This is a genomic window from Lacibacter sediminis (assembly GCF_014168535.1).
GTDB lineage: Bacteria > Bacteroidota > Bacteroidia > Chitinophagales > Chitinophagaceae > Lacibacter > Lacibacter sediminis.
Genome location: NZ_CP060007.1, coordinates 2,451,923 through 2,478,672, shown reverse-complemented (window position 1 = coordinate 2,478,672; position 26,750 = coordinate 2,451,923). Strand labels below are relative to the sequence as shown.

Genomic DNA, 26,750 nt, shown 5'->3' with positions numbered 1-26,750 from the left:
ACGGCAATCACTAAATCAATGTATAAAATGAAATCTTTTTTTCTGCTGCTTACCTGTTGTACCCTTTTTACATCTGTTACAAAATCGCAAGGTCTTGGAAAAATATACTATGGCGTTAGAGGAGGTTACAGCTACGTTCTCTCTGCTTACACGGTAACAAAAACAGAAGGCACACATGGCGGTAATGCAGGTGTAATGATGAAGATCCCGTTTGATAACCGTTTGTTCTTTACACCTCAGGTTGATTTTAACTACAGGGGAATGAAAGCAAAATCGTTAGTGCCGAATGAATTCAGTAAAGTAAATGAACTGCAGTTCAGGGTAATGCCATTGGTTCAAATCGAATTTAAACATCCGGACCGAAACGAAAACACGTTGTTCATCAGCACCGGTCCTTCACTGGGCTTTGGTTTGTTGGGTAAACAAACAAAACAGGATCAGAACGGCAGCCCGGTTGACAGAGATCTTCATTACGGTTTCACACGTTACGGCCAGTTTGATGCTGAGTGGCACCTGGGGCTTGGCTACGAAACCACAAACGGACTTCGTTTATTGCTCAATTATGCACATGGCCTGAGCAACATGATCAATACAAATGATGCGGGTAATTTAAGATACAGAACTATCAGCGCAGGAATTGGTTATTGGTTCGGAAAGAAAAAGTAAGAACTTTGTCGCTTACCAATTACTGTTATGATCAGGTATAATCCTAAAGAGTGGTTTACGTTCATATTCCGGTTACATAAATCGGATACCATCCGTAAGTTGTCGCCGTTGTTGCTTGGCATAGCTGTATATTCTGCAATTATTGCCGTGCTTGAAGTGGAAGTGTTCAATCTTTCCGATAACAACCACCTCAAGAACATACCGATGATGCATAGCCTGCTTGGCTTTGCAATTTCAATGTTACTCGTATTTCGTACCAATACTGCTTATGACCGTTGGTGGGAAGGGCGCAAACTTTGGGGTGCGCTTGTTAATAACAGTCGCAACTTATCCATTAAGCTCTCGGCTATTCTGAAAGAAGATGATAAGAATAACCGTATGTTCTTCAGTAGCAGTATTCCATTTTATGCGTACAGTTTAATGAACCATTTACAGCAGGAGTCAACAAAAACCGCTTTGTTTGACGAGGATGATCATGGCCACCTGCTGGCGAATATCGACCAGGGAAAACATATTCCTAACCAGATAGCCGCACAACTGTTTAAACGGGTGCATTTGTTGCATCAGCAGGGAAAAATTTCGGGTGACGAGTTGATCATTCTTAATGCCGAACTCCAGTCATTTGCTGAAATATGTGGTGCCTGTGAGCGAATCAAAAACACGCCCATCCCTTTTTCATACAGTGTGTTCATCAAGAAATTTATCTTCTTTTATGTGATGACGCTCCCCTTTGGCTATGTGTTTACCATGGGTTATTACGTAATACCGGTTGTAACATTTGTGTTTTATGTACTGGCCAGTCTTGAACTGGTGGCTGAGGAAATTGAAGATCCTTTTGGCATTGATGCTAATGATCTGCCAATGGAAAAGATCGCTTCCAACATCAAAAAGCACGTACAGGAAATCCTTCATTAAGATTTTCAGCCGCTTTAACAAGCATGCTGCAATATGAACCGGCATTTATTTGTTTTGTTAATAGTGGTATTGAATTTGCCGTAACAGCACGAATGGTTACTTTTACAGATCAAATACCTTGGCTAGAAGAATCTTAAAAATACTAACCCGCATTTTACTCGCCCTGTTCCTGCTTTTAGTGGCGGTGTGGTTGCTCATTCAAACAAGTTTCATTCAAAACTGGCTCACCAAAAAAGCGGCCAACTGGCTTGCAGGAGAATTAAAGACAGAAGTATCGGTAAAGCATGTAGACTTTGCCTTATTCAATAAAGCACTTATTGAAGGTGTTTTAGTAAAAGACCGGAATAAAGATTCGCTTGCCTATATCGGTCGCCTCAGCACCAATCTTACCGATTGGTTTTTCCTGAGTGATAAGATCGAACTCAAGTATATCGGTCTTGAACAAACGCAGTTATACGCCCATCGCACCGACAGCGTCTGGAATTACCAGTTCCTGATCGACTATTTTTCTTCGCCCACGAAATCTACCGGTAAGAAAAAACAAAAGGAGTTTCAGTTAAAAAAAATTGAACTGCGGAATATCTCTATTATTCAGAAAGATGAATGGCGTGGGCAGACAATGGCCGGACGACTGGGCTACCTGCTCGTTGACCTCAAGACATTTGATCTTCCCAATAAGATCATTGAAGCCGAAACCATTGAGATCACCTCACCCTACTTTGCTATTAACAATTATGTAGGCAGGAGAAAGAGAAGTGAGCCAAAATCCGACAGTGTTTATCATGCAGAAGAAACAGTTGCACAACATTGGAATGAGGCTGGATGGAAAATGAGTGCTAAGAACGTAAAGGTTGATAATGGTGAATTCAGGATTGATAACGTAACAGATCGTGAACCACTTGAATATTTTGATGGCGCTCATCTTCGTTTTACAAAGTTGAACGGGCAGTTTAAAAATCTGCAGTTCATTGGTGATAGCATAACTGCCAATATTCACCTCACTGCAAAAGAAAGAAGCGGGCTTGAAGTAAAGCAGCTTGATGCAGATTTTCTTTTTTACCCGCAAGGCATGGAGTTTAAAAACCTGATGGCCCGCACCAACAAGAGCAGGTTAAGTAATTTCTTTGCTATGAGGTATGAGCAGTTTGATCATGACATGAGTGAGTTCATTACCCATGTTCGTATGGAAGGTTCTTTTGAAAACAGCGAACTGCATAGCGACGATATTGCCTTCTTCGCTCCTGTATTAAAAGACTGGAACGACAAGATCAGCATTAAAGGCAAAGTAAGAGGCACAGTTGATCATTTAAAAGGAACGGATATTGTCATTAACACCTTGCGACAAACTGTGCTCGATGGAAGTTTTACCATGGATGGCCTTCCTGACATTAACAATACCTTCCTCGATTTGAAAGCCAACAAGCTTCAAACGTCGTATGAAGATGCAGTATCAATTTATCCACCGTTACGTAAGATCACCTACCCTGCTATTTCAAAGATCAGCTATCTCAATTTTTCTGGATCATTTACAGGCTTCTTTAAAGACTTTGTAACCTATGGTACCCTGCAAACAAACCTCGGAACACTCGTAACAGATATTAACCTTAAGCTTCCCGATAAAAGCGAACCGATTTATTCAGGCAAGATCAAAACTGATGGTTTTGCATTGGGCACTTTTATTAAAGATCCACTGTTTGGAACAATTGTGATGGATGGCTCCTTAAAAGGACGTGGATTTAACCCCAAAACATTGTTTGCTGAAGTTGATGGAAATATCAAAGCATTTTATCTTGATGGCTATACTTACCGGAACATTACAGCAAAAGGTGTGTACGAGAAAAGAAAATTCGATGGTTCCTTTATTGTAAAAGACAGCAACCTTTCCGTCAACCTGACGGGCATGGTGAACTTAAGCAGAGACACACCAAGTTATAATGTAACCGGCGATGTGTATAATATCAACTTCAAAGAACTTGGACTTACAAAAAATAAACTTCGTTTGAAATCATTTGTAAATCTTGATTTCAAAGGAAAAACGATCGATGATTTTCTGGGCACTGCCAACCTGCAAAATGCAGTATTGACAAACGACACAAACCAACTTTCATTCGATTATCTTTCACTATCATCTATTATTATTGATGGAAAAAAACAATTGGCAGCCAGAAGTAATGAGGCAGATGTAAACATCGTCGGGAATTTTAATATTCTTGATCTGCCTAATACAGCATTGTCGTTCTTAAACATTTACTTCCCTGCTTACATTCCGCAGCCAAAGAAACAGGTGAAGGACCAGGATTTTACATTTGACATTACCACCAGGAATATTGCTGAGTATATTGATTTGCTCAATATACCGGTGAAAGGTTTTGACAATAGTATTATCAAAGGACGTATCAGTACCAATGAAAGTACATTCAACCTGCAAACCGATGTACCTGAATTTAAATATAAAGACATTGGATTTAACAGCATTGCCATTACAGCAACAGGCGATTATAAAAAACTTGATCTGAAAGGCGCTATCAGTGAAGTAATTCTAAACGATAGTCTCAGTTTACCGCAAACAACTTTTAATGTTACTGCAGCGAACGATACAGGTTCTGTGAATATTCGTACAAGAGCATCGCAAACCTTAAAAGATGCAAACCTGAATGCAAAGATCAAAACCAACAGAGATGGTGTTGAAATTGTATTCCAACCTTCCACATTAGTGATCAATGATAAGGTTTGGAATATTGAAGACAAGAGTGATCTTTTCATTGGAAAGAACATGATTCATTCTGAAAGTATAAAACTTGAATCGGGAAATGAATCCATTAAAGCCTATACTAAGTTTTCAGAAACAGGTACAACCGAAGATTTTGTAGTAGAATTAAACAACGTACATCTCGAGGATGTGATGCCATATGTATTAAAAGACCCCCGACTTGAAGGGCAGGTAACCGGCCAGGTAAACGTTACAAATCCTTATGGTAAAATCAGGATCGATGCAGATCTTAAAGCCGAGCGCTTCCGTTTTAATAATGATTCAATTGGTGTGGTTACCATCACAGGTAATTACAATGTTGAAACAGGTGAGATCAATTCAAATATTATTTCTGATAATCCATTGTATGATTTCTTAAGCAGTGGAAAGATCAACATCAAAGATCCAAAGAACCCCACGATCGATCAGGTGATTGATGCAAAAAATCTGAAGCTGAGTATTCTTGAGAAATATCTTTCGGTTATTATGACGGATATGAAAGGTGTGGCAAATGGTGTGATCCGTTTACAGGGAAATGCCAGTGCACCTGATCTTATTGGTAATGTAAAATTGAGCGATGCATCTTTTGTACTTGATTACACCAAGTGTCGTTATAAAATGAATGAAGGCGCCGAGATCGCTTTCAGGCAGGGAGAAATTGATTTTGGCAGCATTATACTCACTGATACGGCTAAACGCACCGCTACGTTCTCAGGAAAAATGCAACACCAGTTTTTCAAGGAGATGGAGTTTGACATGGAGTTTCATGCTAATGATACAAAAAGAGGTTTCCTTGTGCTGAACACAACGAAAAGAGACAACAGTCAGTTTTATGGTCATGTTGTAGCAAATGCAAGCGGCACAGTGAGAGGTGAAGTTGACAACATTGTTCTTCGCTTCAGAGGTGAGCCAACCGATAGCTCTAAAGTTTATCTGCCAACATCTGATTCACGGGTAACCGGAACAGCTGATTTTATTGTCTTCCGTCAATACGGTAAAGAGATGAAGGTTGAATCGAAAGTAAAAGAATCATCCAACCTTACGGTAGATCTTGATGTATTCCCTAATCCGCTTGCAAAAATTTATTTGATTCTTGATGAAACCACCAATGATATTATTGAAGGACAAGGTAATGGCAATCTGAACATCAGAGTTAGCACTAATGAAGGTACGTCTATGAGTGGCCGTTACAACATTACCAAAGGACGTTATACGTTTAACTGGCAGGCACTCATCAAAAAACAATTTATCATCAACAATGGTGTTGTTGAATGGAATGGTGACCCTTACAATGCACGTATTAATATTGATGCCCGTTATGAAATAGAACGGGTTGCATTACCTGCTGATCTTTGCAGCAGTAACGAACAAAACTCATTAACTGTTATCAGTAATCTTTCAGGTTCATTATCAAACCCCGTTATCTCATTCCGTTTCGAATTACCGCAAGGCCATCCATGTCGCAGCAACCCAATTACAATCAGTGGTTTTCAACGCATGTACAGCAATCCGAATGAATTGAATAACCAGGTCTTCTCGTTACTGGTGTTTAATCAATTCCTGAGCAATAATGCAAACGCAGCAAATGCTATTGGCGGAATAGGTACAAGTGTCGCCGGTACACTAACCGAGTTTTTGGCGCAGCAGGTACAATCGGGTCTTGGTCTTATCTTAAAAAATATTCCGGGAATCAATAAACTGAATCTTGATCCTTACGTAACATTTACACCGGGATTGATTTCAGGCACTGATGCTGAGTCACAAAACTTTGGTGGCACCAGCAGGTTTGGTGTAACCAAGCGATTATTAAATGGTAAACTGATTTTAAAAGCAGGTGGTTCTTTATTAGTGAACACAGGGCAAAACACACCTATTCAAAACAACAACCAGCTGACACCCGACTTTACGCTGGAATGGTTGCTTACTCCCGATGGCAAACTCCGTTTAATTGGTTTTTACCGCAGTGTATACGATGTGCAATGGCGGGCAGCCAACAGAACAGGTATCAGTTTCTCTTATGTGAGAGATTTCGAATTCTGATCTTACTTCAAAATTTCGTGACCTAATTTATCACGTTTTGTTTCAAGGTATTTCTGATTATGTTCATTAGGAGCGATCCTTACAGGAACTGTTTCCACGATCTCTAAACCATAGCCTAATAAACCAGCTCTTTTCTTTGGGTTATTACTAATAAGTTTAAGTTTTGAAACATTGAGTGTGCGAAGTATTTGCGCACCTACGCCATAATCTCTTGCATCCATTGGTAAACCCAAATGTAGATTTGCTTCAACTGTATCTAAACCTTCTTCCTGGAGTTTATAAGCTTTCAGTTTATTGAATAATCCAATACCTCTACCCTCCTGGTTCATGTACAACACAACTCCCTTTCCTTCTTTTTCCACCATTTGCATAGCACTGTGTAATTGATCCCCACAATCGCAACGCAGAGAACCAAGAATATCTCCGGTAAAACAAGATGAATGCACACGTACTAAAACAGGTTCATCATTTGTCCATGTTCCTTTGATCAATGCAAGATGTTCCTGTGCAGTTTCTTTTTCACGAAAAGCGATCAGTTTAAAATGACCGTAAGCAGTTGGCATTTCCACACGAACGATCTCTTCAATGAGAGAATCGATTTTTAGTCTGTATTCAATCAGGTCTTTAATGGAAATGATCTTTACATCAAATTTTTGAGCCAGTATTTCCAATTGAGGAAGACGGGCCATGCTGCCATCTTCATTCATAATTTCAACCAACACACCTGCTGGTTCAAGACCGGCTAAACGTGCAAGATCGATGGTGGCTTCTGTATGACCGCTGCGGCGCAATACCCCACCAGGCTTTGCACGGAGAGGGAAAATATGTCCCGGACGGGCAAGATCTTCCGGCTTTGTATCCTTATTTATCAGTGCCTGTACAGTTTTAGCTCTGTCCTGAGCAGAAATCCCAGTACCTGTACCAGGACCGGTAAGATCAACTGAAATAGTAAAGGCGGTTTCGTGCAAAGACGTATTTGATGAAACCATTGGTTCCAGTTTCAGCTCTACACAGCGTTCGTCGGTAATTGCAGCACAGATGAGTCCACGGCCCTCTTTGCTCATAAAATTGATCACTTCGGGAGTTACATGGCGGGCTGCAATAATAAAATCACCCTCATTTTCACGATCCTCGTCATCCACCACAATCACCATTTTACCATTCCGGATATCCTCGATCGCACTTTCGATAGTATGAAGCATAAATAGATTTAAGGCCGCAAAGTTAGTTGAAAACAAGAGGCTTTCCACAAATCATCCCCAACTGTTAAATGATCTGTTTTCAATTGCAGCAAGATTTACAACAGGGTTGTCTTTCTTTACGAAATGTTAATATTTGTTTGCTTTCCATAGGTAAGATTGTTGTTTATTTGCACACGTAAAACTATACAAGTATGCTAAAAATCAGAAAACTGCTGCTGGCGGTACTGGCAATGTTCTTCACACTTGCTGTTGCTGCACAGGTTACTACAAGTAACTTAGCCGGTGTTGTATTATCAGACAAAAAAGAACCTTTGGTTGGTGCAACCGTGGTTGCTAAACATCAACCAACCGGCTCTGTTTACCAAACTACCACTATTTCACGTGGTGCCTTCACGTTATCTAATATCGCTCCCGGTGGGCCTTACACAATTGAGGTAACTTTTGCTGGTTTACAGGCACAAAAACAGGAAGAAATCTACCTGAATCTTGGTGAAACTTTCCGTTTGGAGTTTCAACTAGCGCCTGCTAATGTAACCCTGCAGGAAATTGTGGTTACGGGAAGCCGTACAAGATCAGGCGCTAAAGGCGGTATGGAAACAAACATTGGAAGAGATCGCTTGGCGAACCTTCCTACCGTTGGTCGACAACTGACCGATTTCGTTAGATTAACTCCACAAGCACGTGTGACCTACGGCGGTGGTATTTCAATTGCAGGACAAAACAACCGATATAATCAATTGATGATTGATGGCGCTGTAAACAATGACGTATTTGGGATTAGTGAAACAGGAGCAAATGGCGGTCAAACAGGATCACCCCCCATTAGTATTGATGCAATTGACGGTTTTCAGGTGGGCGTGTCGCCTTATGACGTTTCGTTGGGTAACTTTACCGGCGGATCAATAAATGCAACAACCAAAAGCGGTACTAACAAGTTCACTGGTTCTGCTTATTACATTTTTAGAAATCAAACATTAGCAGGTATAACTCCATCAGGCACAAAAGCGGCAGCTACAAAATTACCAGGCTTTTCTGCGCAGACTTTTGGTATTACGCTGGGTGGCCCCATTATTAAGAATAAGGCTTTCTTCTTTGTTAGCTTTGAACGTCAGGACGACGAAAGACCGCAGCCTTTCGACGCAACTACTTTTCGTGTAAACACATTCCGTGATACTATAAATCTTATTCGTAACAAGCTCAGCGGATTTGGATATGAACCGGGAGATTGGGAAAACATTCCTGATCTGGTTGTAAGTAATAAGATTGCAGCAAAACTTACCTTCAATCTCAATACAAAAAATAAGTTGAATGTATCGTATCGTTATACTGGCTCTGAGCGTAGTTTAACAACGCCGAGCTCGTCAACCACGTTACGATTCTTTAACGGAGGTTATTTATTTCCAAGCAAGACGCATTCTGCATCTATTGAATTGCTGACAAATTTCACGAACAACATTTCAAACAAAGCATTACTCACCTATACTAATGTGAATGATGACAGAGATGCCCTTGGTAAAGATTTCCCACGTGTTACTTTGAATTCTATAAACGGAACTAGTTACGTTTTTGGAACAGAAGAGTTTTCAACAGGAAACCAATTGATTCAAAACAACGTCGCATTCTTTGACGAGCTAAAATTTCGTTTAGGTAAAGGCCATGAATTAAAAGCAGGTGTTGATCTTGAGTTTAGCAATTCTTACAATTTGTTTATTCGTCAGAATTATGGATCTTATACTTATAACAGCGCTTTGGATTGGTTGAATAACGCTAAACCCGCTACATATAACCGTTCTTTTTCTTTAATAGATGACAAAGATGGTGATGGTAGCAATGCTGCAGCAAAATTCAACACCCTCCGCATGGGAATATTTGTAGCGGACCAATGGGACATTACAAATGATTTCCAATTAAACTACGGCGTTCGTCTTGATAATTTTGAGTTCCTTACAATTCCGAATGAGGATACATTTTTCAATAAGTACGCAATTCCCCAGATAAGTTTATATCATGATTTACTGGGCGCAAGATCAGGAAGAAGACCAGATGCACAGATGAGTATATCTCCAAGAATAGGTTTTACCTATAACATCCGTGAACAAAAAGTTCGCATTAAAGGTGGAATAGGTATGTTTACAGGCCGTATTCCCTTGGTATGGCCTGGCGGGGCTTACAACAATACGGGTGTAAACGTAGGTGGAATTTCTCTGAACAGTGCAGCAATTAACGCACTTCCCAGCTTTACTTTCAGACCTGATCCATTCGGTCAATACGATCCCCAGGATGTTGGTCAAACTTTCAGACCACCAAGTGGCCAGATCGATCTCATTGCAGCTAACTTTAAACTGCCAAAAGTGTTGAAAACTTCATTAGGCATTGAAAAAGAACTGGGCAACAGATGGAATCTGACAGTTGATTTGTTGTATCAGAAAAATATAAATGAAGTTGATTACAAGAACGTATTTGCTTACAAAGGCTTAACGAATATACTTGGTCAAACGACATACCTTTCTAACAGTACTACCTATAACCGTATTGATATGAATGGAACTGTAGCAGGATCACAAAATCCTTATTCAGAAGGTATATTCCTTATCACAAATGCAAAACAAAAAGGCTTTTCTTACAACTTCTCCGTTGCAGTAGACAAGGCGTTCGCAAAAGGATGGGCAGCAAACGCTATATATTCTTATGGCGATTCTTATAGTGTATTTGATGGTACAAGTAGCCAGAATAATAGCAACTGGCGTTTTATGGAAACATCTACGGGAAGAAGTGATTTGCAAATGAGTAGAAGTGATTTTGCACAACTTCACCGAATTACCGTTTACGCTTCTAAAAAATTCTCTTATTTGAAAGACAGATTTGCAACTACCATTACTGCATTCTATAACGGTCAATCGGGATCACCATATTCATACGTTTACAGCCGTAGTCTTATTTATGACAGAAACGGTGTGAACAACGAAACTAATGATCTGATTTATGTTCCTAGAGATCTGGCTGACTGGAGCCGAATGGCAGTACCTTACACATCGGGTAGTACCACGTATTCAGTAGCCGATCAGTGGACTGCACTTGATGCTTACATCAGCAAGGATAAATATCTTAATTCACGGAGAGGCCAATTTGCTGAAAGAAATGGTTCGGCTTTACCTTTCAGTAACATCGTTGATGCAAGAATCCAGCAGGATTTTGTTTTGAAAACCGGAAATGTAAATAATAAGCTATCTGTTATTATCGACATTTTCAATTTTACAAATATGCTTAACAGAAATTGGGGGCGTGTATATCGAACACCGGGCGTTGACCAATATCAACTGATCACAATTGAGTCTACCAATTACAGCTCAACATTAGTTAATGGTCAATTGAAACCCAATATGACTTACAGAAATCTCAGTAATAGAACTGCGGGTGACATTCTTGATGTTAGAAGCGATGCTTATAACGCCTCTCGTTGGAGAGGTCAGGCAACTATCCGTTATACATTCTGATAAAACAGTATTACAATAAAAAAGTCCCGAATTTATTCGGGACTTTTTTATTTAAGTATGTTAAGCGATCATTAAAATAATACCGTAAATAATTAAACACTACTTCCCCCAACCCCACTCCAAAAATTCTGGAAACGCTTTTGCCCAGGTTGGCACATCATGTTTACCGTCTTCCATTTCAAGATAACGGATGGCTTCATCGCTATAACCTTTCTTTTTCAATTCAGCGATCAGGTCTGTTGCATCATCAATTGAATCGATGATCCCGTTATTGTTGCGGTCAAGTTTCTCATCAAGTAATCCGGTTTGGAAAAAGAACTTTAACCACGGCGCAGCAACACCATCTCTCACCTGGTTGTGCATGATACGATCGGCCTCATCAGTATAACCATCTTCGTATGCTTTTTGCCGCCACCAGAACGAACCGGAAAACACACCCACTTTACTAAACTCATGCGGATGGTTCCATACAATATCCATTGCCATTAAACCTCCCAAAGAAAATCCTGCAAATGATTTTTCTTTAAAATGTGGTACGTTATACTGACTGCGTAAGAAGGGAAGTAACTCATCAAAAATAAAGTTGGTATAGGCTCCTGCTTTTGCTCCACGACCAAGATAATCGGCCTGGCTGGCAATACCATATTCCATTTTACGATCGGCACCGCAATGAATACCCACACAAAAAAGAGGCGTTATTTTTTGCTGCTCATACAACTCTTCCAGTATTTCAATAAACGGCATTTTGGGAAGATCCTGACCATCGTTAATCAGCAATAAACTCATGTTTGCCGGATCATGTACCGACGTGGGGAGATACATATCAACTTTCACATCCCGTTCAAGCAACTCCGACTTCAACAGCACCGATTCAAATACCATGTGCTTCATTTTCTCCTTAAGCATATTTTCAAAAATAAGGAAATGCAGGTAAAATTATTTTACGGCGCAAGTTAATCTTAGCGAATTGTGTACTATATTAAAGCAATAATTAACAACAAGGTTGCCTGCTGCTTCAACATTATTTTCAAGACCATAAACATTTTATATGAAATAACCATTCAAAAGACCATTTTTTGCACCAACCGGAGATGATTATTTCAGCAGCCAAATTGGGCAAAATTGCTTGGTTATTCTATGTGTCCAAAAAACAATAAAAAATAAACACATGAAAAAGATCGGTATTCTTCATGGCAAAGAACGCTCCTTTCCCACTGCTTTTGTTGAAAGGATCAACAGTAAAAACATTCCAGGCATTATGGCGGAGCCTGTACGTATTGATAAAGTAGTACAGGGTGTCAACAACGGTTATGCTGTGATCATTGATCGCATTTCACAAGATGTACCGCATTACCGTGCCTATTTAAAAAATGAAGCCATTACCGGAACCGCTGTTATCAACAACCCGTTTTGGTGGAGTGCCGATGATAAGTTTTTTAATAACTGTCTTGCAACAAAAATTGATGTGCCTGTTCCAAAAACAGTGATCCTTCCTTCAAAAGAAACGCCTGATGATACCGGAGATGAATCGTTCAGCAACCTTGCTTATCCAATGGACTGGGAAGGCATGTTCAACTATATCGGTTTTCCTGCTTACATGAAACCCTATGCCGGTGGTGGCTGGAAAAACGTATACAAACTCCGGAATGCTGAAGAGTTTTTTGAAAAGCATGCCGAAACCGGACAGTTGGTAATGTTGTTGCAGGAAGAAATTGTGTTTGAAGAATATTACCGCTGCTATTGCATTGGCCGCAAGCATGTGCGCATTATGAGTTATGAACCACGCAACCCGCATCATTTGCGTTATGTGGCCGATTTTCAACCATCAGCTGAGAAGTTGGAGATGATGACAGACATTGTGCTCCGCATCAACAACTATCTCGGTTACGATTTTAATACTGTTGAATTAGCATTGAGAGATGGCGTTCCTTATGCAATTGATTTCTGCAACCCCGCTCCTGATGCTGATCTTGCAAGCGTAGGTCAGGAAAATTTTGATTGGGTAGTTGAAGCAGCCGCCAGCTATGCCATTGAACGTGCGCTTGAACAAAAAGATGGTGCAGATAATTTAACATGGGGAGAATATGTAAAACGTGGTGCAAACAAACAACCGCTTTATTAATTTGATTAACAACAATGGGTAACATTAATTATAAACAATTCACATTAGGTGTTGAAGAAGAATACATGGTGTATGATCCCATTACAAGGGAATTAAAAAGCCATGAACAGAAAATTGTAAGCGAAGGCCAAAAAGTAATTAAAGACAAAGTAAAGGCAGAGATGCACCAGGCTGTGGTGGAAGTTGGCACTGACATTTGCAAGGATATTGACGAAGCCTATGCAGATGTATCGCTGCTACGCAAAACCATTAGTGGTATTGCTGGCACCATTGGATTAAAAGTAGGAGCAAGTGGCACGCATCCCTTCAGTCATTGGCAGGATCAGCTCATCACCGATCATGTGCGTTACAATCAAATTGTAAATGAACTGCAGGAAGCTGCGAGAAGTAATCTCATTTTTGGCTTGCATGTTCACGTTGGTATGGAAGACAGGAAAATGGCGATTCACTTAGCCAACAGCGCAAGATACTTTTTGCCACACGTGTATGCACTCAGTACAAATTCTCCTTTTTGGGAAGGAAGGATGACGGGTTATAAATCGTTCCGCACAAAAGTGTTTGATAAATTTCCACGTACAGGTATACCAGAAACATTTGAAAGTATTGAAGCATACGATAATTATGTTGCGCTGTTGATCAAAACCAATTGCATTGACAATGCAAAGAAAATATGGTGGGACCTGCGTGTACATCCATTCTTTAATACAATCGAGTTTCGCATTTGTGATGTACCAATGACGGTGATGGAAACTATTGCGATCACTGCTTTGTTCCAGGGCATTACAGCCAAGCTATATAAGTTGCGGAACAAGAACATGAATTATATTCAATATCAACGTGCTTTGATCAACGAAAATAAATGGCGTGCAAGCCGTTACGGTATTGATGGCTATTTGATCGACTTTGGCAAAGAAGAAGAAACCAACACACGTGCATTGATCTATGAGCTTTTAGATTTCGTAGATGATGTGGTTGATGAACTAGGATGCAGGCATGCAATCAACTACATCCCTACTATGCTGGAGAGAGGCACTGGTGCCGACAGGCAATTGAAGGTATATGAAGAAACAAAAAGTCTTCCGGCTGTTGTGGATTATATAGGCGGAGAGTTTTTGAGCGGAACTTAATTTAAACGAAGAAATAAAAGTAATGCCCGTCGGATATCATTATCAGACGGGTTTTATTTTTCAAAGTACGCTACACTCCCACCCACCCAGGTTTTATCTTTATTGTAACGCACACCAATCATCTTTCCTTTACTCATGCGTGCAAGATTAATAGCAGCATGCGGACGCTCATCTCCATCGGGCCATACATACATCATACGAATCTCAACCTTCGCATGATCATCTGGTGTTTCAACCACATCAGCATATTTTACTTTTCGCTGCAGAATAAAATTCTCCGGATCTTTAATAGCATCAATATCATCCTGTGTTACATCAATGATCACACCTTGCCCGGCAAAAGAAAATAATGGTTTCAATACATAATTCGACAGATCAGTTGGCAATTGTTTGATCTCGTTCAGGAAAAAAGTTTCCGGTACATATGGATGATCAATAAACGGAAGCGTGAATTTGCTGATACGGTAGAACCAGTTAGGATGAGGCACCCACTCCACATCAAGGTCTTGTGTGATATCCACCACATCACCCAGCTTTTCTTTATTGGCTTTGAGATCATCAAAAATGATGCGGTTATAAATCCGTTTGATCTCCGTTTTTATTCCATCTTTTAAATAGTATAATTTTTTACCGTCTTGAATAAGCTTGGTCAAGCAAACTACTTCAACACCGGTATAATCTTTTGTGCAGGAGAAATCAATACGTGTTTTTTGTTCTTCAGGTTTTATCTCGAGTAACACAACATTCTCTGCCGGCAAATTTCCGATGAGTAATTTGCGTAACATGTCAATGTACGTTTCTTTTGTATAACCATTGAGGTATTGACTGTAGTTTGCAGGTATCGGAAAATGTCGTTCAATCACCTCAGGATAATACACCTGGAAACCAAACAAAGTTGGGAAGCCCTGCATCTCGATCAGTTGAGGTTCCAGTTCACCTTCTTCATTCATGCACACACCAAAATCGAAAGCGATCATGTGCGATTGTTTATTTTCATTCGGCACTTTTTCGCCTGCAGGAATTGCACGCTCCGTCATTGCCAGGAACTTTTCATTGCAGATAACATCAACAATACTTTCACAGGCATCAAGCATTTTTTGTTTGAAAGCCTTATCAACAAATACAGGTGTTTCACTTACACGAAATTCAATATCACCCGGATATTTGCTGTGCAGATCCTGTAAGAAGGCTTCATATTTTTCACTGGTAAAACTGCTGTTAAACGCCTTGCGGATTGAAGGAACCATAGAAGATGTTTTGTCTTCTAAAAGTATTGATTTTATTTACATGAGAAAGAATTTATGCTTCTACTGTGTCCATCGAAAACACAGCATGATGCAGAAAGTTGGGTAGTATGTGAGAGTAGGTCAACAGAATTTTATCAGGATCTTCCAGGTGCTCGATCATGCTTTTCCATTTTTCAAATCCATGATTATCGATCACCGTTTTCTTTTTATCTTCTTTTTGCAGGTACATGCTCATACCAATAGCATCAGCTTCAGGATGAAATTGTGTACCGATCATGTATTGATTGAAACGCACACCCATAATTGCACGTTCAAACGGAACATGCGGACGTTCCTTCTCAATGCATAGCAAAGTGGCACCGATTTCCCTGAGATGTTTATGATCTGGCTGTATCACCTGGTAATCACGGCTGTCAACTGCATAAAACGGATCTTTCAATCCGCCAAACACAACCTCATCGGTGGCATTACCAATAAAATGAACCGGGAATACACCAAACGCAGTCGACTTCCGTACACAAACATTTCCGACATTAAAATAACGACAGGCGAGTTGAAAAGAATGGCAAATAAAAAACACCGGCTTCTTCTGTTCATTCAATGGATTATCATTCCACGCCTTTACATCACCTACCCATTTGAAAAAAGTATTCTCCCAATCTGTGCCTTCGCTTTCCAAAGGACTACCCGGGCCACCGGAAGAAATAAATACATCGTAGGAAGAAATATCAGGCACTGCACATTTACCACGCACATCAAACTCATCCCAACTCAGATCCAATACATTAATATCGGCGAAGCTGTTAAGTATTTCACGTATACAGCGCATGCCTTGGTTGGCAACGCCATCATACATATCCAATATTGCAACACGTACCTGTTTTACTTCTGCCATAAACGGCAAATTTATTGATTTTTTGATGTTTAAACTGTCGTTCATCTATCCACAAATGTGTAAAATGAAACGGGCCGCAAAGAATTGCAGCCCGTAACGTATAAGGAATCGCAAAAAATCTTACATGCCCATGTCCATTTTCTTCTGTTTCAAGCTGTTTAAAGATGGATCCATTTCAATTGCTTTATCGCAAAGCGCCATGCCTTTATCTTTCTGCCCCATTTTCTGATAGGCCATGCCAATCATATATAAAGCTCTGGCGTTTTTATTATCTGTTTGTAAAACCATGTCCCAATTATCGATAGCATCTTTATACCGGCCGCCTTTGTATAAAGACTCAGCCAATGCATAACGAACAGTTTGACTGTGCGGACGCTTTTCCAATGATTTTTCAAGGTTCTCTGTTGATTTTGCAAAGTTGCCAAGGTTCATGTAGCAATAAGCTAAGCTTTCAAAGAAATCGGCATTTTGTTGCCAGCCACGTTGAGCAGCAAGTTCAAATGTTGCAATGGCGTTCTTATCGTCCGGAATGGCGTAATACACCATTGCCATTTCATAGAGATAACGTGCATTCTTTTGATCGGCATTGGCTGCTTTTTGATAATAAGGAATAGCTTGTTTGTAACGTTCCATTTCCAAATAGCTGCGGCCAATAGTATAATACATCACTGCATTTGCTGTGTCTGTTTCTGCTGCATGCAATAATCGGTTAATGGCTTGCGGATAATCTTCTAAATAATAATGACACATGCCAGAGATGTAATGCATAGGTTTATCCTTATGCAGCTTTTCCCATTTAGATGTAAATTCCAAGGCATCCTTATGGCGACCAAGATTAAAATACAGATTTGCTAATTGCTGAAAAGTTGCTTCGTTGTTTGGCTCTAATCTGTGCCAGCGGGTGTAAGCATCAACTGCCTGGCGGTAGTTCTTGCTTTCCAAACCGTACTCACCCATTGCTTTTAAGGCATCAATATTGGTGGTATCGTATTTTACCGCTGTTTCAAAAAGATTAATTGCCAGCTGGATACGACGCTCCTGTTTGGCAGTAATAGCTCTTTGTAAAACGGCATTGGAACTGTCCCTGTTTTGTGCAATTGCACAGTAAGAAAGGAGTAATGTGGTTGCGGTAATAAATAACCGGGTTTTCATGGGATTTCTATTTTGGATATTGTAAAATTATAGATTATAAATTTAGTTACAAGCGTACTTTTACTTGCATAAATCCTGCCATTTTTCCCATTTTTAAGGGTTTATTTTAATAAAACTGCGGCCAAAGGAGGTAAATGAAGGTTTAGCTCGTACCAACCGGCCTGACCATCTACCACTCTAACGCCAACTTCAGGATTAAACACATCACCTGTGCCCCAGAATTTCTGATCGTTACTGTTGAATAGCTCTGTCCAGTTCTGCTTTCCCTGCACATGTAGCTTCCAATCTCTCCGCACAACCGGTGTCATGTTCAAGACCACCAAAATATCATCTTCAGGCTTTTTCCCTTTCCTTCGGTAAACCATTACCGATTCAGCACCACGATTCAGATCAACCCACTCGAACCCGAATTTATTAAATTGATTCTCGTACAAAGCAGGTTCTGATTTAAGGAGATTGGCCAAAGTCTTTACACATTCAAGCACACCATTATGTGAATCGAACTGAAGCAGTTCCCATTGTAATTCGCTCTTGTAATTCCATTCACTGGTGGCACCAAATTCGTTACCCATGAACAAAAGCTTACCGCCGGGATGGGTAAACATATAGCTGTACATCAACCTTAGGTTGGCAAATTTCTGCCATTCATCACCCGGCATTTTGTACAGCATAGGGCTTTTTCCATGCACCACTTCATCATGACTTAGAGGTAACATAAAATTTTCGTCATAATAGTACATCATACTGAAAGTGAACTGATCCTGTTGGAATTGACGATATAGCGGATCCTGCTTAAAGTACTTTAATGTGTCGTGCATCCAACCCATCATCCACTTCATACCAAAGCCGAGGCCATCACCAAATGTTGGCTTACTTACGCCGGGCCAATCCGTTGCTTCTTCAGCAATTGTCTGCACATCCGGGAAGTCACGGAAGATGGTTTCGTTGAGATCTTTGATAAAAGCAATGGCTTCCAGGTTTCCATCGCCGCCAAATTCATTTGGCTCCCACTGCCCTGCTGTACGGGAATAATTAAGCTTGAGCATGGACGATACCGCATCAACCCGGATGCCATCGATATGATATTTCCGGAACCAATGCATAGCACTGCTGATGAGGAATGATTTTACTTCACCACGTTTATAGTTGAAAATATAGCTGTTCCAATCCGGGTGATAACCTTTGCGCATGTCGGCATACTCGTAGGTATGTGTTCCATCAAACATAAAAAGTCCATGCGCATCATAAGGGAAATGAGATGGTACCCAGTCGAGCACCACGCCGATACCTTCGTTGTGAAAAGCCTCAACAAGTTTCATAAACTCCTGCGGCGTTCCGTAACGTGATGTTGGTGCAAAATAACCAGCACCCTGGTAACCCCAACTTCCGTCAAACGGGTGTTCCATAATAGGCATCAACTCCACATGTGTAAAGCCTAGCTCCTTTACATAGTTCACCAACTTATCTCTGAAGAAATCATAAGAATGATAAACCTCTTCGTTGTTTTTATCCGGACGCATCCAGCTGGCAAGGTGTACTTCATACACACTCCATGGCGCATCAAGTTTGTTATGTTCCTTACGTTTCTCCATCCACTCTGCATCCTGCCACTCATATTCAAGTTGCCATGTTCTCGATGCAGTATTGGGCCGCACTTCCCAGTAATTAGCGTAAGGATCACCCTTATCTAATTTCTGACCGGCATAACCATGTATGTGATATTTGTAAGAAGAGCCTTGTGGAAGATTGGGAATAAATCCTTCCCATATTCCTGAATTATCAAGACGGACAAATAATGGATGGCTCTCTTTGTTCCATTCATTGAAATTGCCAAACACCGAAACAAACGTGGCATTGGGTGCCCACACAGCAAAGTAATAACCTGTTGTGCCAAGTACTTCCATTACATGCGAACCAAATAATTCATCGCAACGATAGTTAGTACCATTCTGAAAGTTTGCAATATCGTCCCCTTCAAAACGGGAATAATTCCAGACAGGCTTTGTCGTATCAACAAAATGATAGTCTTCGTATTTTTTTTCAGCTTCCATTTGTCTTGTTTTTTGGTTGAACGTTGGCACTTATTTCCCTATCTGCACACTTGTAAAAAAAGGCAGTACCGTTTGTATGGAAATATAACACTTTAACATCTTTCCTACATTATGTGTAGCAAAAAGATTTTAATATAGCGTTCAATTATCAACCAAAACCTTCATCATCTCTTAACCAACACCATGCAATCACCCAAACTCTTACTGTTTATCAGTATCTGCTTGTTCAGTTCTTTCCAATCTTTCAGTCAGCAAAACAAAATCTCCGGTTACATAACCGATACCAGTTCAGGAAAGAGATTATCACAAGCAGTTGTTAGTCTCATCCGCACACAGGATTCAATTCTTTCAAAGTTTACACGCACAAACGATGAAGGTTTTTTCGAGTTGAAGAACATTCCTCAGGGGAAGTATATTTTCATGATCAGCTACCCCGGCTATGCCGAATATGTTGACGAAGTGGATATTAATGGTGATGTTACGTTGAACAAAATGGTCACCATTATTCCACGAAGCAAGTTATTGGAAGAAATTATTATTCAGCAGAAGGTAAGTGCTATTCGTATAAAAGGCGATACAACAGAATATAAAGCGGACAGTTTTAAGGTTGATGCTAATTCAAACGTACAGGAACTGCTGAAACGATTACCGGGACTACAAGTGAATTCCAAAGGTGAAATAACTGCACAAGGACAAAAAGTTGAAAAGATACTGGTTGATGGAGAAGAGTTTTTTAGTGATGACCCTGCTGTGGTAACACAAAACCTGCGAGCCAATATTGTAGATAAAGTGCAGGTGTTTGATAAGAAAAGTGAACAGGCTGAATTCACAGGTGTGGATGACGGACAAAAAACAAAAACGATCAACCTTGAATTGAAGGACGATAAGAAGAAGGGTTATTTTGGAAAAATTGAAGCAGGCAGCGATTTCGATAATTACCGAACAGGTAAAGCAATGATTAACTCCTTTAAGAAAAAGCAAAAGATCGCCGCTTACGTTACGCACAACAATACCAGCTTTGAGGGTTTGAACTGGAATGAACAACGCAACTTCGGAAGCTCTTCAAACCAAAATATGGAGATCATGGAAGATGGTGGTATGATGATCTGGAGCGATGGTGGTGATGATTTTGCACGTGGACAAGGCTTGCCTGTTGCGACAACAGGCGGTTTATCGTACATCAACAAGTGGAATAAAGATAAGAACAGCATTAACGGCAGTTACCAGTTTAATGATCAAACAGTAACAGGTCGTAACGGCAGTATCACACAAAGCATTTTAGAGAATAGCAGTTTCACCAATACAACTTCGGAAATATTTAATACTTACAGACGCAGAAATAAACTCAATGCCTTATACGACTGGACCATCGATTCAAGCAGCAGTTTAAAACTAAAAGCAAACGGATCGCTTGTTACCGGCCAGAGAGATAATGAGTTTACCGGAGAAAGTTTTGGTGATGATGGACAGTTGATCAACGAGCAAACAAGAAGAACCGCCACTGAAACGGAGAACCGTGACTTTACTTCTGAATTAAGTTTCCGTAAGCGTTTAAAAAAAGCGGGCCGTACGATCAGCTATACAGGTAACTATAGTAACAATACTCGTGTAGGTGATGGTTTTCTTTTTTCGAATAACAAATTCTATGAAAACGGCCTAATGGTCAATGAAGATGATGTCGATCAGAAAAAGACAAACAACGAACGCCAGCAAACGATCCAGAACAGTATTATTTACACAGAACCTCTAAGTAAAACCTGGAATCTTGAATTGACTTACAAGAATAATTTCAGCCGTAACAATGCCGAGCGTAACACATTTGAGCGGCCCACTCTTATTGATAGTTATAAAAACATCGTTGATACACTAAGCAATCATTTTTTATTCCGTACAACAGATCATAACGGAGGCGTTTCGTTCAGGTACAATGGTAAAAAGATAGTGGCTTCATTTGGCACAGCCGTTGGGCGTACCAATTTTAATCTCGAAGAATTGAACAAAGGAGAAGTTCGCTCAATTGCCTTTACAAATCTGTTGCCAAGAGCAAGCATCAGGTTTACTCCAAAAAAACAAAAGAGCTTTACGCTATCGTATAACGGAAGCACACAAAATCCAACGCTGCAACAGATCAACCCGATCATTGACAACATAGACCCACTGAATATCACAATTGGCAACCCCGATCTGAAGCAGGCATTCCGTCATAATTTCTCACTCAATATGAATGATTACAAGATCATTAAAAGCAGGAATTTTTACCTGTCGGGAAATTTTTCGTTTGTAAATAATGCCATCACCAATTCAAATACACTTAATATTCTCACTGGTGAACGAACAAATAAAACTATCAATACAAATGGCAATTACAACGGCAACGTTTGGACGATGTATGGGTTCGAAGTATTTAAAGGTGTTAACCTTCATTTCAATGCAAGTGGTAATGTGAGTCGATTTGTAAACGAAGTAAATAACACCCGAAACGTAAGTGATAATTACAGCATTGGCGCAGGCTTTGGCATGGGCAAATGGAGCGACAAGTGGCTTAACTTTAATGTTAATGTTGAACCAAGGTATAACAACTCCCGTTCCTCTATTAACAAAGGAGTTGTAACAAAATACTGGAGTGTAAATGCCTACCCTTATATTGAAACGAAATTCAAAAAGCAAAAACTATATTTTAACCTGAATGGCGAATTGAATTTCTATCAAAAGACATCTGCTTTTGCCAGTCAACGAAATGTGTTTCTCTTAAACAGTTCGATACGTCGCACATTTAGTAAAACAGATGCATTTGAAGTAAAGCTTTCAGTGAATGATCTGCTGAATCAAAACCTTGGTATCAGACGTAATATCACCAGCAATTTCATTTCTGAGAACACATTCCAGAATATCCGTCGCTTCTGGCTGCTTTCTTTCACGTGGAATTTTACAAAGAACGGATCACCCTCTAATTTCTAATCTTATCAATGTTTATAAATATGAAACGATACCTCTTATTAAGTCTTTTATTTGTTGCATGTGTTGTTGCAGATGCACAGGTGAAATTCATCAGCAGCGGAAGAATTGAATTTGAAAAACGCAGTAATCAATTTTCTTACTACGACCAGGAAGATGATCAAAGTCCATGGGTAGTTGAAATGAAGAAAGCCTTTCCGAAAATGGTGAGTGAAACGTATGTAATGGATTTCAACGACGAGAAAACTGTTTATAAAATGCTGAAGGAAGATCCTGCAGGAAAATATGTTTGGGGAAGAAAACCAAGCGAAAACGATGTTACTGTTAAAGATGTTAAAACCGGGCAGATCTCTTTACAGCGTGATATTTTTGAACAGACCTATTTAATAAAAGACAGCTTACGCAACTATAAATGGCGCATGACCAATGAAACAAGAACCATTGCAGGTTTCGAATGCCGTAAAGCCGTAACCATCATTTCTGATTCTGTTTATATCGTTGCATTTTATACAGATGAAATCACAGTCAGCAGCGGACCGGAAAGTTTTGGCGGCTTACCAGGTATGATACTTGGCTTAGCAGTACCCCGTTTACAAATGACATGGTTTGCTACAAAAGTGGAATTGAAAGAACCCTCTGCTACAGCGCTTACTCCTAAACAAAAAGGCAAAGCGGCCACATGGGCAACCTATGAAAAAGATTTGAACAAGGCAATGAGCGAATGGGGAAAGTATGGCGCAAAGGTTTTGTGGAACAGTATGCTGTAGATAATATATTTCAAGCATAAAAGAGGTGATCGTTTGTAACGATCACCTCTTTTTGTTTACAGACTCTTCGAAACCTAAGAAGCCTATTTCAACTCCAAAACTAAATTCGATACGGGCATTAACTGCAGATTCTTTTCTAACCGAAACTCAACACCTGCGGCCACATCAACTGCTGTTTGAAATCCTTTGATGCGTTCCATGAAACGATTGAGATCAATTGTCTTTGGTTCTGCATTTGTATTCATAATACACATCACGGTTTGCTTTGCATCATAACGGAAATAAACATACACGCCGTCGATTGGCAGGAACTGCATCAGCTTTCCCGTTTTAATCGCTGATGAAGTTTTACGAAAGTTCGCCAGTCGTTTGATATAATTAAATATTTTGTTCTCCTTCTCTGTACGGCCGGCAGTAGTAAACTTATCTGCTTTATCGCCTTCCCATCCACCGGGAAAATCCTGGCGCACATAACCATCGTTGGGCGATGTTAATCCCGTCATCAAAATTTCGTTACCATAATACATTTGCGGAATACCACGGAATGTAAGCATCCACGAAAAAGCCATTTTATATTTCGATGTATCTTCTCCCACTACAGAATAAAAACGTGGCAGATCATGATTATCCAAAAAGATCACCTGGCGCATAGGATCTTTGTAAAGAAAATCCTGCGCTGTTGTTGTGTAGAGCTTGTTTACTCCTTCTGTCCAGCCGAATTTTTCATTGCATGCAGGTTGAATTCCATAGAACAATGTTTGAAAGTCAGTTGTTGCCTGCAGGTTGCTTTTGTATTTGATCGTGTAGTTATTCTCACAAAAGAAACTTTGGTTAGGTACACCATGCACCCATGTTTCACCAAAGATGCTGATCTTGGGATATTCATCATACAATGCTTTATTACAACGGTTCATGAAAGCAAGATCATTGTAAGCATAGGTATCAATACGCCAACCATCAATACCATATTCTTCTACTGTCCACACAGCATGTTGAATTAAAAAGTTTGCAACAAAAGGATTACTTTGATCCCAATCGGGCATGGAGGTTACAAACCAGCCATCACTCATAATACGCTTGTCTTCTGATGCAGCATATGGATCAAACAATACCTGGTCTTTATAGTTGGTTTGTGTAAACTTTGGCCAGCGATGAAACCATGTACTATCCGGTTGATCTTTAAATAAGAAATGCTGCAAACCAATATGATTGTACACAGCATCCTGAATAACTTTTAATCCTTTTGCATGCGCAGCTTTAATAAGTTGCTTGTATGCCCAATCGCCACCTAAGCGACGATCAACACGATAATGGTTCGTAAATGCATAACCATGTTCCGTACGTTCGTGCATATCATTTTCAATAATTGGATTCAGCCATAAAGCTGTTACACCAAGATCACTTAAGTAATCAAGTTTATTCTCAATACCTTTCAGATCACCTCCATGGCGATTGAAAACGGTATCACGACGAAGTGTTTGATCAAGCATACCCGGCACACGATCATTTGATGGATCGCCGTTGCTGAAACGATCGGGCATGATGAGATACATCAAATCAGATGAAGTTGCACCATTGGCAAAAACTGATCCACGGCCAGGTCTTCTTGGCTGTAACGAAAATTCAAAGTTTACCTGTTTACCTTCAGCCGATTTAGAACGGATACCAATTGTTCCGGGTTTTGCAGCAGGCGAAATAGTTACATCCAGTATCACATAATTCTTACTCTGAAATTTATTCACCTTTGTTAACGTAATACCCGGATAGTTGATTGCAAAGCCTGAATGTTTTCCAACATCAGTACCATTGATCATGATCTGAAGTTTGTTATACTTCATCCCCACCCACCAGTTTGCCGGATAAAGATTGTAGGTATTCTGTGCAAATGAAAAAGTTACTGCGAGGAGCAGTAACTTGAAGGTTATAATTATTTGTTTCATCTTAAATTAGTTTTTTCAGTATGAATATTATTCCTGATTACGATACTTCTTTCTCCTGCTTGATAATAATCGCCCCGGGATCGTACACATAGATCACACTGATTGCCGCACAGATCATAAATATACCGGCTGTGAGTACTGCATACACCGGTTGGTTATTGTAAACATTCTTTACCATAGGGCCACCAATGATCCCGTTCAGAATTTGCGGCAGTGTAATAAAGAAATTGAAGATGCCCATGTAAATACCCATCTTACCTGCAGGGATAGAGCTGGAAAGAATTACATAAGGCATTGCCAGTATACTTGCCCATGCAATACCTACACAAATCATCGAGAAGATGAGAAATTCTTTATTGGGTGCAAAGAAAATAGAGATCAAACCAATACCACCAATGATCAACGATAATGCATGTGTTTGTTTACGGCCGATCTTGCTGGCAATAAACGGAAGACATAATGCATAAATAGCTGACACAAGATTGTACACACCAAATATCACACCCGTCCAGCTTTGTGCTTTACGATACATATCTGAACTGCGGTCTTCAATGGGCAATCCCATAATATGCGTAGCAATCGTATCTGTTGTAAACACCCACATACCGAACAAAGCAAACCAACTGAAGAATTGCACAAGACCAAGTTGCTTCATTGTCTTCGGCATCTTTTTCAAATCAGTAAAGATGCTTGCAAGTCCGGTGTTATGCGATTCTGATTTGCCATGATACTTTTCATATTCAGCAGGTGGATATTCTTTTGTTTTGAATACAGTAATAAGAATACTGGTGATGAACACTGCTGCACCAATGTAAAAACCATATTTCACATTATCGGCTACTACTCCATCGGGCGCACTTTCTGATACGCCGAAGTAAGCAAGTATGGCCGGCAACCATGAACCTAACACCGCACCAATGCCAATCAAAAATGTTTGAATAGAGAAACCCATGGTGCGTTGTGAATCGGGAAGATTATCTGCAACCAATGCACGGAAAGGCTCCATCGAAAGATTGAAACATGCGTCCATGATCATAAGAAAGCCTGCACCAATGATCACCAACGGAGCAATGGTTCCCAAAATCCCCGCATTGGGCATTAAGGTTAATGCACCCGATGAAAGAATTGCACCCGCAAGAAAATAAGGTCTTCTCCGGCCAAGTTTCGTCCATGTATTATCGCTGTAATGACCAACGATGGGTTGCACAATTAAACCAACCACAGGTGCGGCCAGCCAAAACCAGGAAAGATGTTCAACATCTGCACCATAGTTTCGAAGGATGCCACTTGCATTGGAGTTTTGTAAAGCAAAGCCAAACTGAATTCCGAGAAACCCGAAACTCATATTGAAGATCTGCCAAAAAGAGAGTTTGGGTTTGGGCACTAATCCCGTAGAAGAAGAGCCCATGGAAGTACCTGCAGCCATAG

Annotated in this window: 16 protein-coding genes; 8 read left to right on the top strand and 8 right to left on the bottom strand. The window is 40.1% G+C overall.

Annotated features, from left to right (window positions below; genetic code table 11):
- Nucleotides 1-27: 27 nt before the first annotated feature.
- The 3 genes from H4075_RS10545 to H4075_RS10535 all read left to right on the top strand — a co-directional run bounded on the left by H4075_RS10545 (nt 28) and on the right by H4075_RS10535 (nt 6,370).
- Nucleotides 28-666, top strand: coding sequence for a porin family protein (locus tag H4075_RS10545; protein ID WP_182806472.1), 639 nt, complete (start codon nt 28-30; stop codon nt 664-666).
- A gap of 27 nt (nt 667-693) precedes the next feature.
- Nucleotides 694-1,581, top strand: a complete 888-nt coding sequence (locus H4075_RS10540; RefSeq protein ID WP_182806471.1) for a bestrophin family protein — start codon at nt 694-696, stop codon at nt 1,579-1,581.
- A 118-nt stretch (nt 1,582-1,699) separates the two neighbouring features.
- A complete protein-coding gene (locus H4075_RS10535; protein ID WP_182806470.1) occupies nt 1,700-6,370 on the top strand; it encodes a translocation/assembly module TamB domain-containing protein in 4,671 nt (1,556 codons plus the stop codon).
- Between the two features lie 2 nt (nt 6,371-6,372).
- Here H4075_RS10535 and H4075_RS10530 read toward each other — a convergent pair whose 3' ends face one another.
- Nucleotides 6,373-7,572, bottom strand: coding sequence for a bifunctional 3,4-dihydroxy-2-butanone-4-phosphate synthase/GTP cyclohydrolase II (locus H4075_RS10530; RefSeq protein WP_182806469.1), 1,200 nt, complete (start codon nt 7,570-7,572; stop codon nt 6,373-6,375).
- A gap of 191 nt (nt 7,573-7,763) precedes the next feature.
- Between H4075_RS10530 and H4075_RS10525 the strand changes: the two genes are divergently transcribed.
- Nucleotides 7,764-11,066 carry a TonB-dependent receptor gene (locus tag H4075_RS10525; RefSeq protein ID WP_182806468.1) on the top strand — a complete coding sequence of 1,101 codons (3,303 nt, stop codon included), beginning with the start codon at nt 7,764-7,766 and terminating at the stop codon, nt 11,064-11,066.
- Nucleotides 11,067-11,165: 99 nt separating this feature from the next.
- On the opposite strand, the gene H4075_RS10520 is transcribed toward H4075_RS10525, so the two are convergent.
- A complete protein-coding gene (locus tag H4075_RS10520) occupies nt 11,166-11,972 on the bottom strand; it encodes an alpha/beta hydrolase (RefSeq protein WP_220494943.1) in 807 nt (268 codons plus the stop codon).
- Nucleotides 11,973-12,234: 262 nt separating this feature from the next.
- Here H4075_RS10520 and H4075_RS10515 point away from each other — a divergent pair, with 262 nt between their 5' ends.
- Complete coding sequence (locus H4075_RS10515) at nt 12,235-13,188, top strand: ATP-grasp domain-containing protein (protein WP_182806467.1); 954 nt, start codon at nt 12,235-12,237, stop codon at nt 13,186-13,188.
- 14 nt (nt 13,189-13,202) lie between these two features.
- A complete protein-coding gene (locus H4075_RS10510) occupies nt 13,203-14,315 on the top strand; it encodes a carboxylate-amine ligase (protein ID WP_182806466.1) in 1,113 nt (370 codons plus the stop codon).
- Nucleotides 14,316-14,368: 53 nt separating this feature from the next.
- Here H4075_RS10510 and H4075_RS10505 read toward each other — a convergent pair whose 3' ends face one another.
- From H4075_RS10505 to glgB, 4 genes are all read right to left on the bottom strand, one after another.
- Nucleotides 14,369-15,562, bottom strand: a complete 1,194-nt coding sequence (locus H4075_RS10505) for a hypothetical protein (protein ID WP_182806465.1) — start codon at nt 15,560-15,562, stop codon at nt 14,369-14,371.
- Between the two features lie 52 nt (nt 15,563-15,614).
- Complete coding sequence (locus H4075_RS10500) at nt 15,615-16,457, bottom strand: type 1 glutamine amidotransferase (protein WP_182806464.1); 843 nt, start codon at nt 16,455-16,457, stop codon at nt 15,615-15,617.
- Between the two features lie 120 nt (nt 16,458-16,577).
- On the bottom strand, nt 16,578-17,609 hold the full coding sequence (locus tag H4075_RS10495; protein ID WP_182806463.1) for a tetratricopeptide repeat protein: 1,032 nt from the start codon (nt 17,607-17,609) through the stop codon (nt 16,578-16,580).
- A gap of 101 nt (nt 17,610-17,710) precedes the next feature.
- Nucleotides 17,711-19,660: a 1,4-alpha-glucan branching protein GlgB gene (gene glgB / locus H4075_RS10490; RefSeq protein WP_182806462.1), complete on the bottom strand. Its 1,950-nt coding sequence runs from the start codon at nt 19,658-19,660 to the stop codon at nt 17,711-17,713.
- Nucleotides 19,661-19,843: 183 nt separating this feature from the next.
- Between glgB and H4075_RS10485 the strand changes: the two genes are divergently transcribed.
- On the top strand, nt 19,844-22,618 hold the full coding sequence (locus H4075_RS10485) for an outer membrane beta-barrel protein (protein ID WP_182806461.1): 2,775 nt from the start codon (nt 19,844-19,846) through the stop codon (nt 22,616-22,618).
- 20 nt (nt 22,619-22,638) lie between these two features.
- Nucleotides 22,639-23,382 (top strand): GLPGLI family protein, encoded by a 744-nt coding sequence (locus tag H4075_RS10480; protein ID WP_182806460.1) that lies wholly within the window; start codon nt 22,639-22,641, stop codon nt 23,380-23,382.
- A gap of 83 nt (nt 23,383-23,465) precedes the next feature.
- On the opposite strand, the gene H4075_RS10475 is transcribed toward H4075_RS10480, so the two are convergent.
- Nucleotides 23,466-25,322 (bottom strand): alpha-amylase family glycosyl hydrolase, encoded by a 1,857-nt coding sequence (locus H4075_RS10475; RefSeq protein ID WP_182806459.1) that lies wholly within the window; start codon nt 25,320-25,322, stop codon nt 23,466-23,468.
- A 37-nt stretch (nt 25,323-25,359) separates the two neighbouring features.
- Nucleotides 25,360-26,748: an MFS transporter gene (locus H4075_RS10470; RefSeq protein ID WP_255460444.1), complete on the bottom strand. Its 1,389-nt coding sequence runs from the start codon at nt 26,746-26,748 to the stop codon at nt 25,360-25,362.
- Between the last annotated feature and the right edge of the window lie 2 nt (nt 26,749-26,750).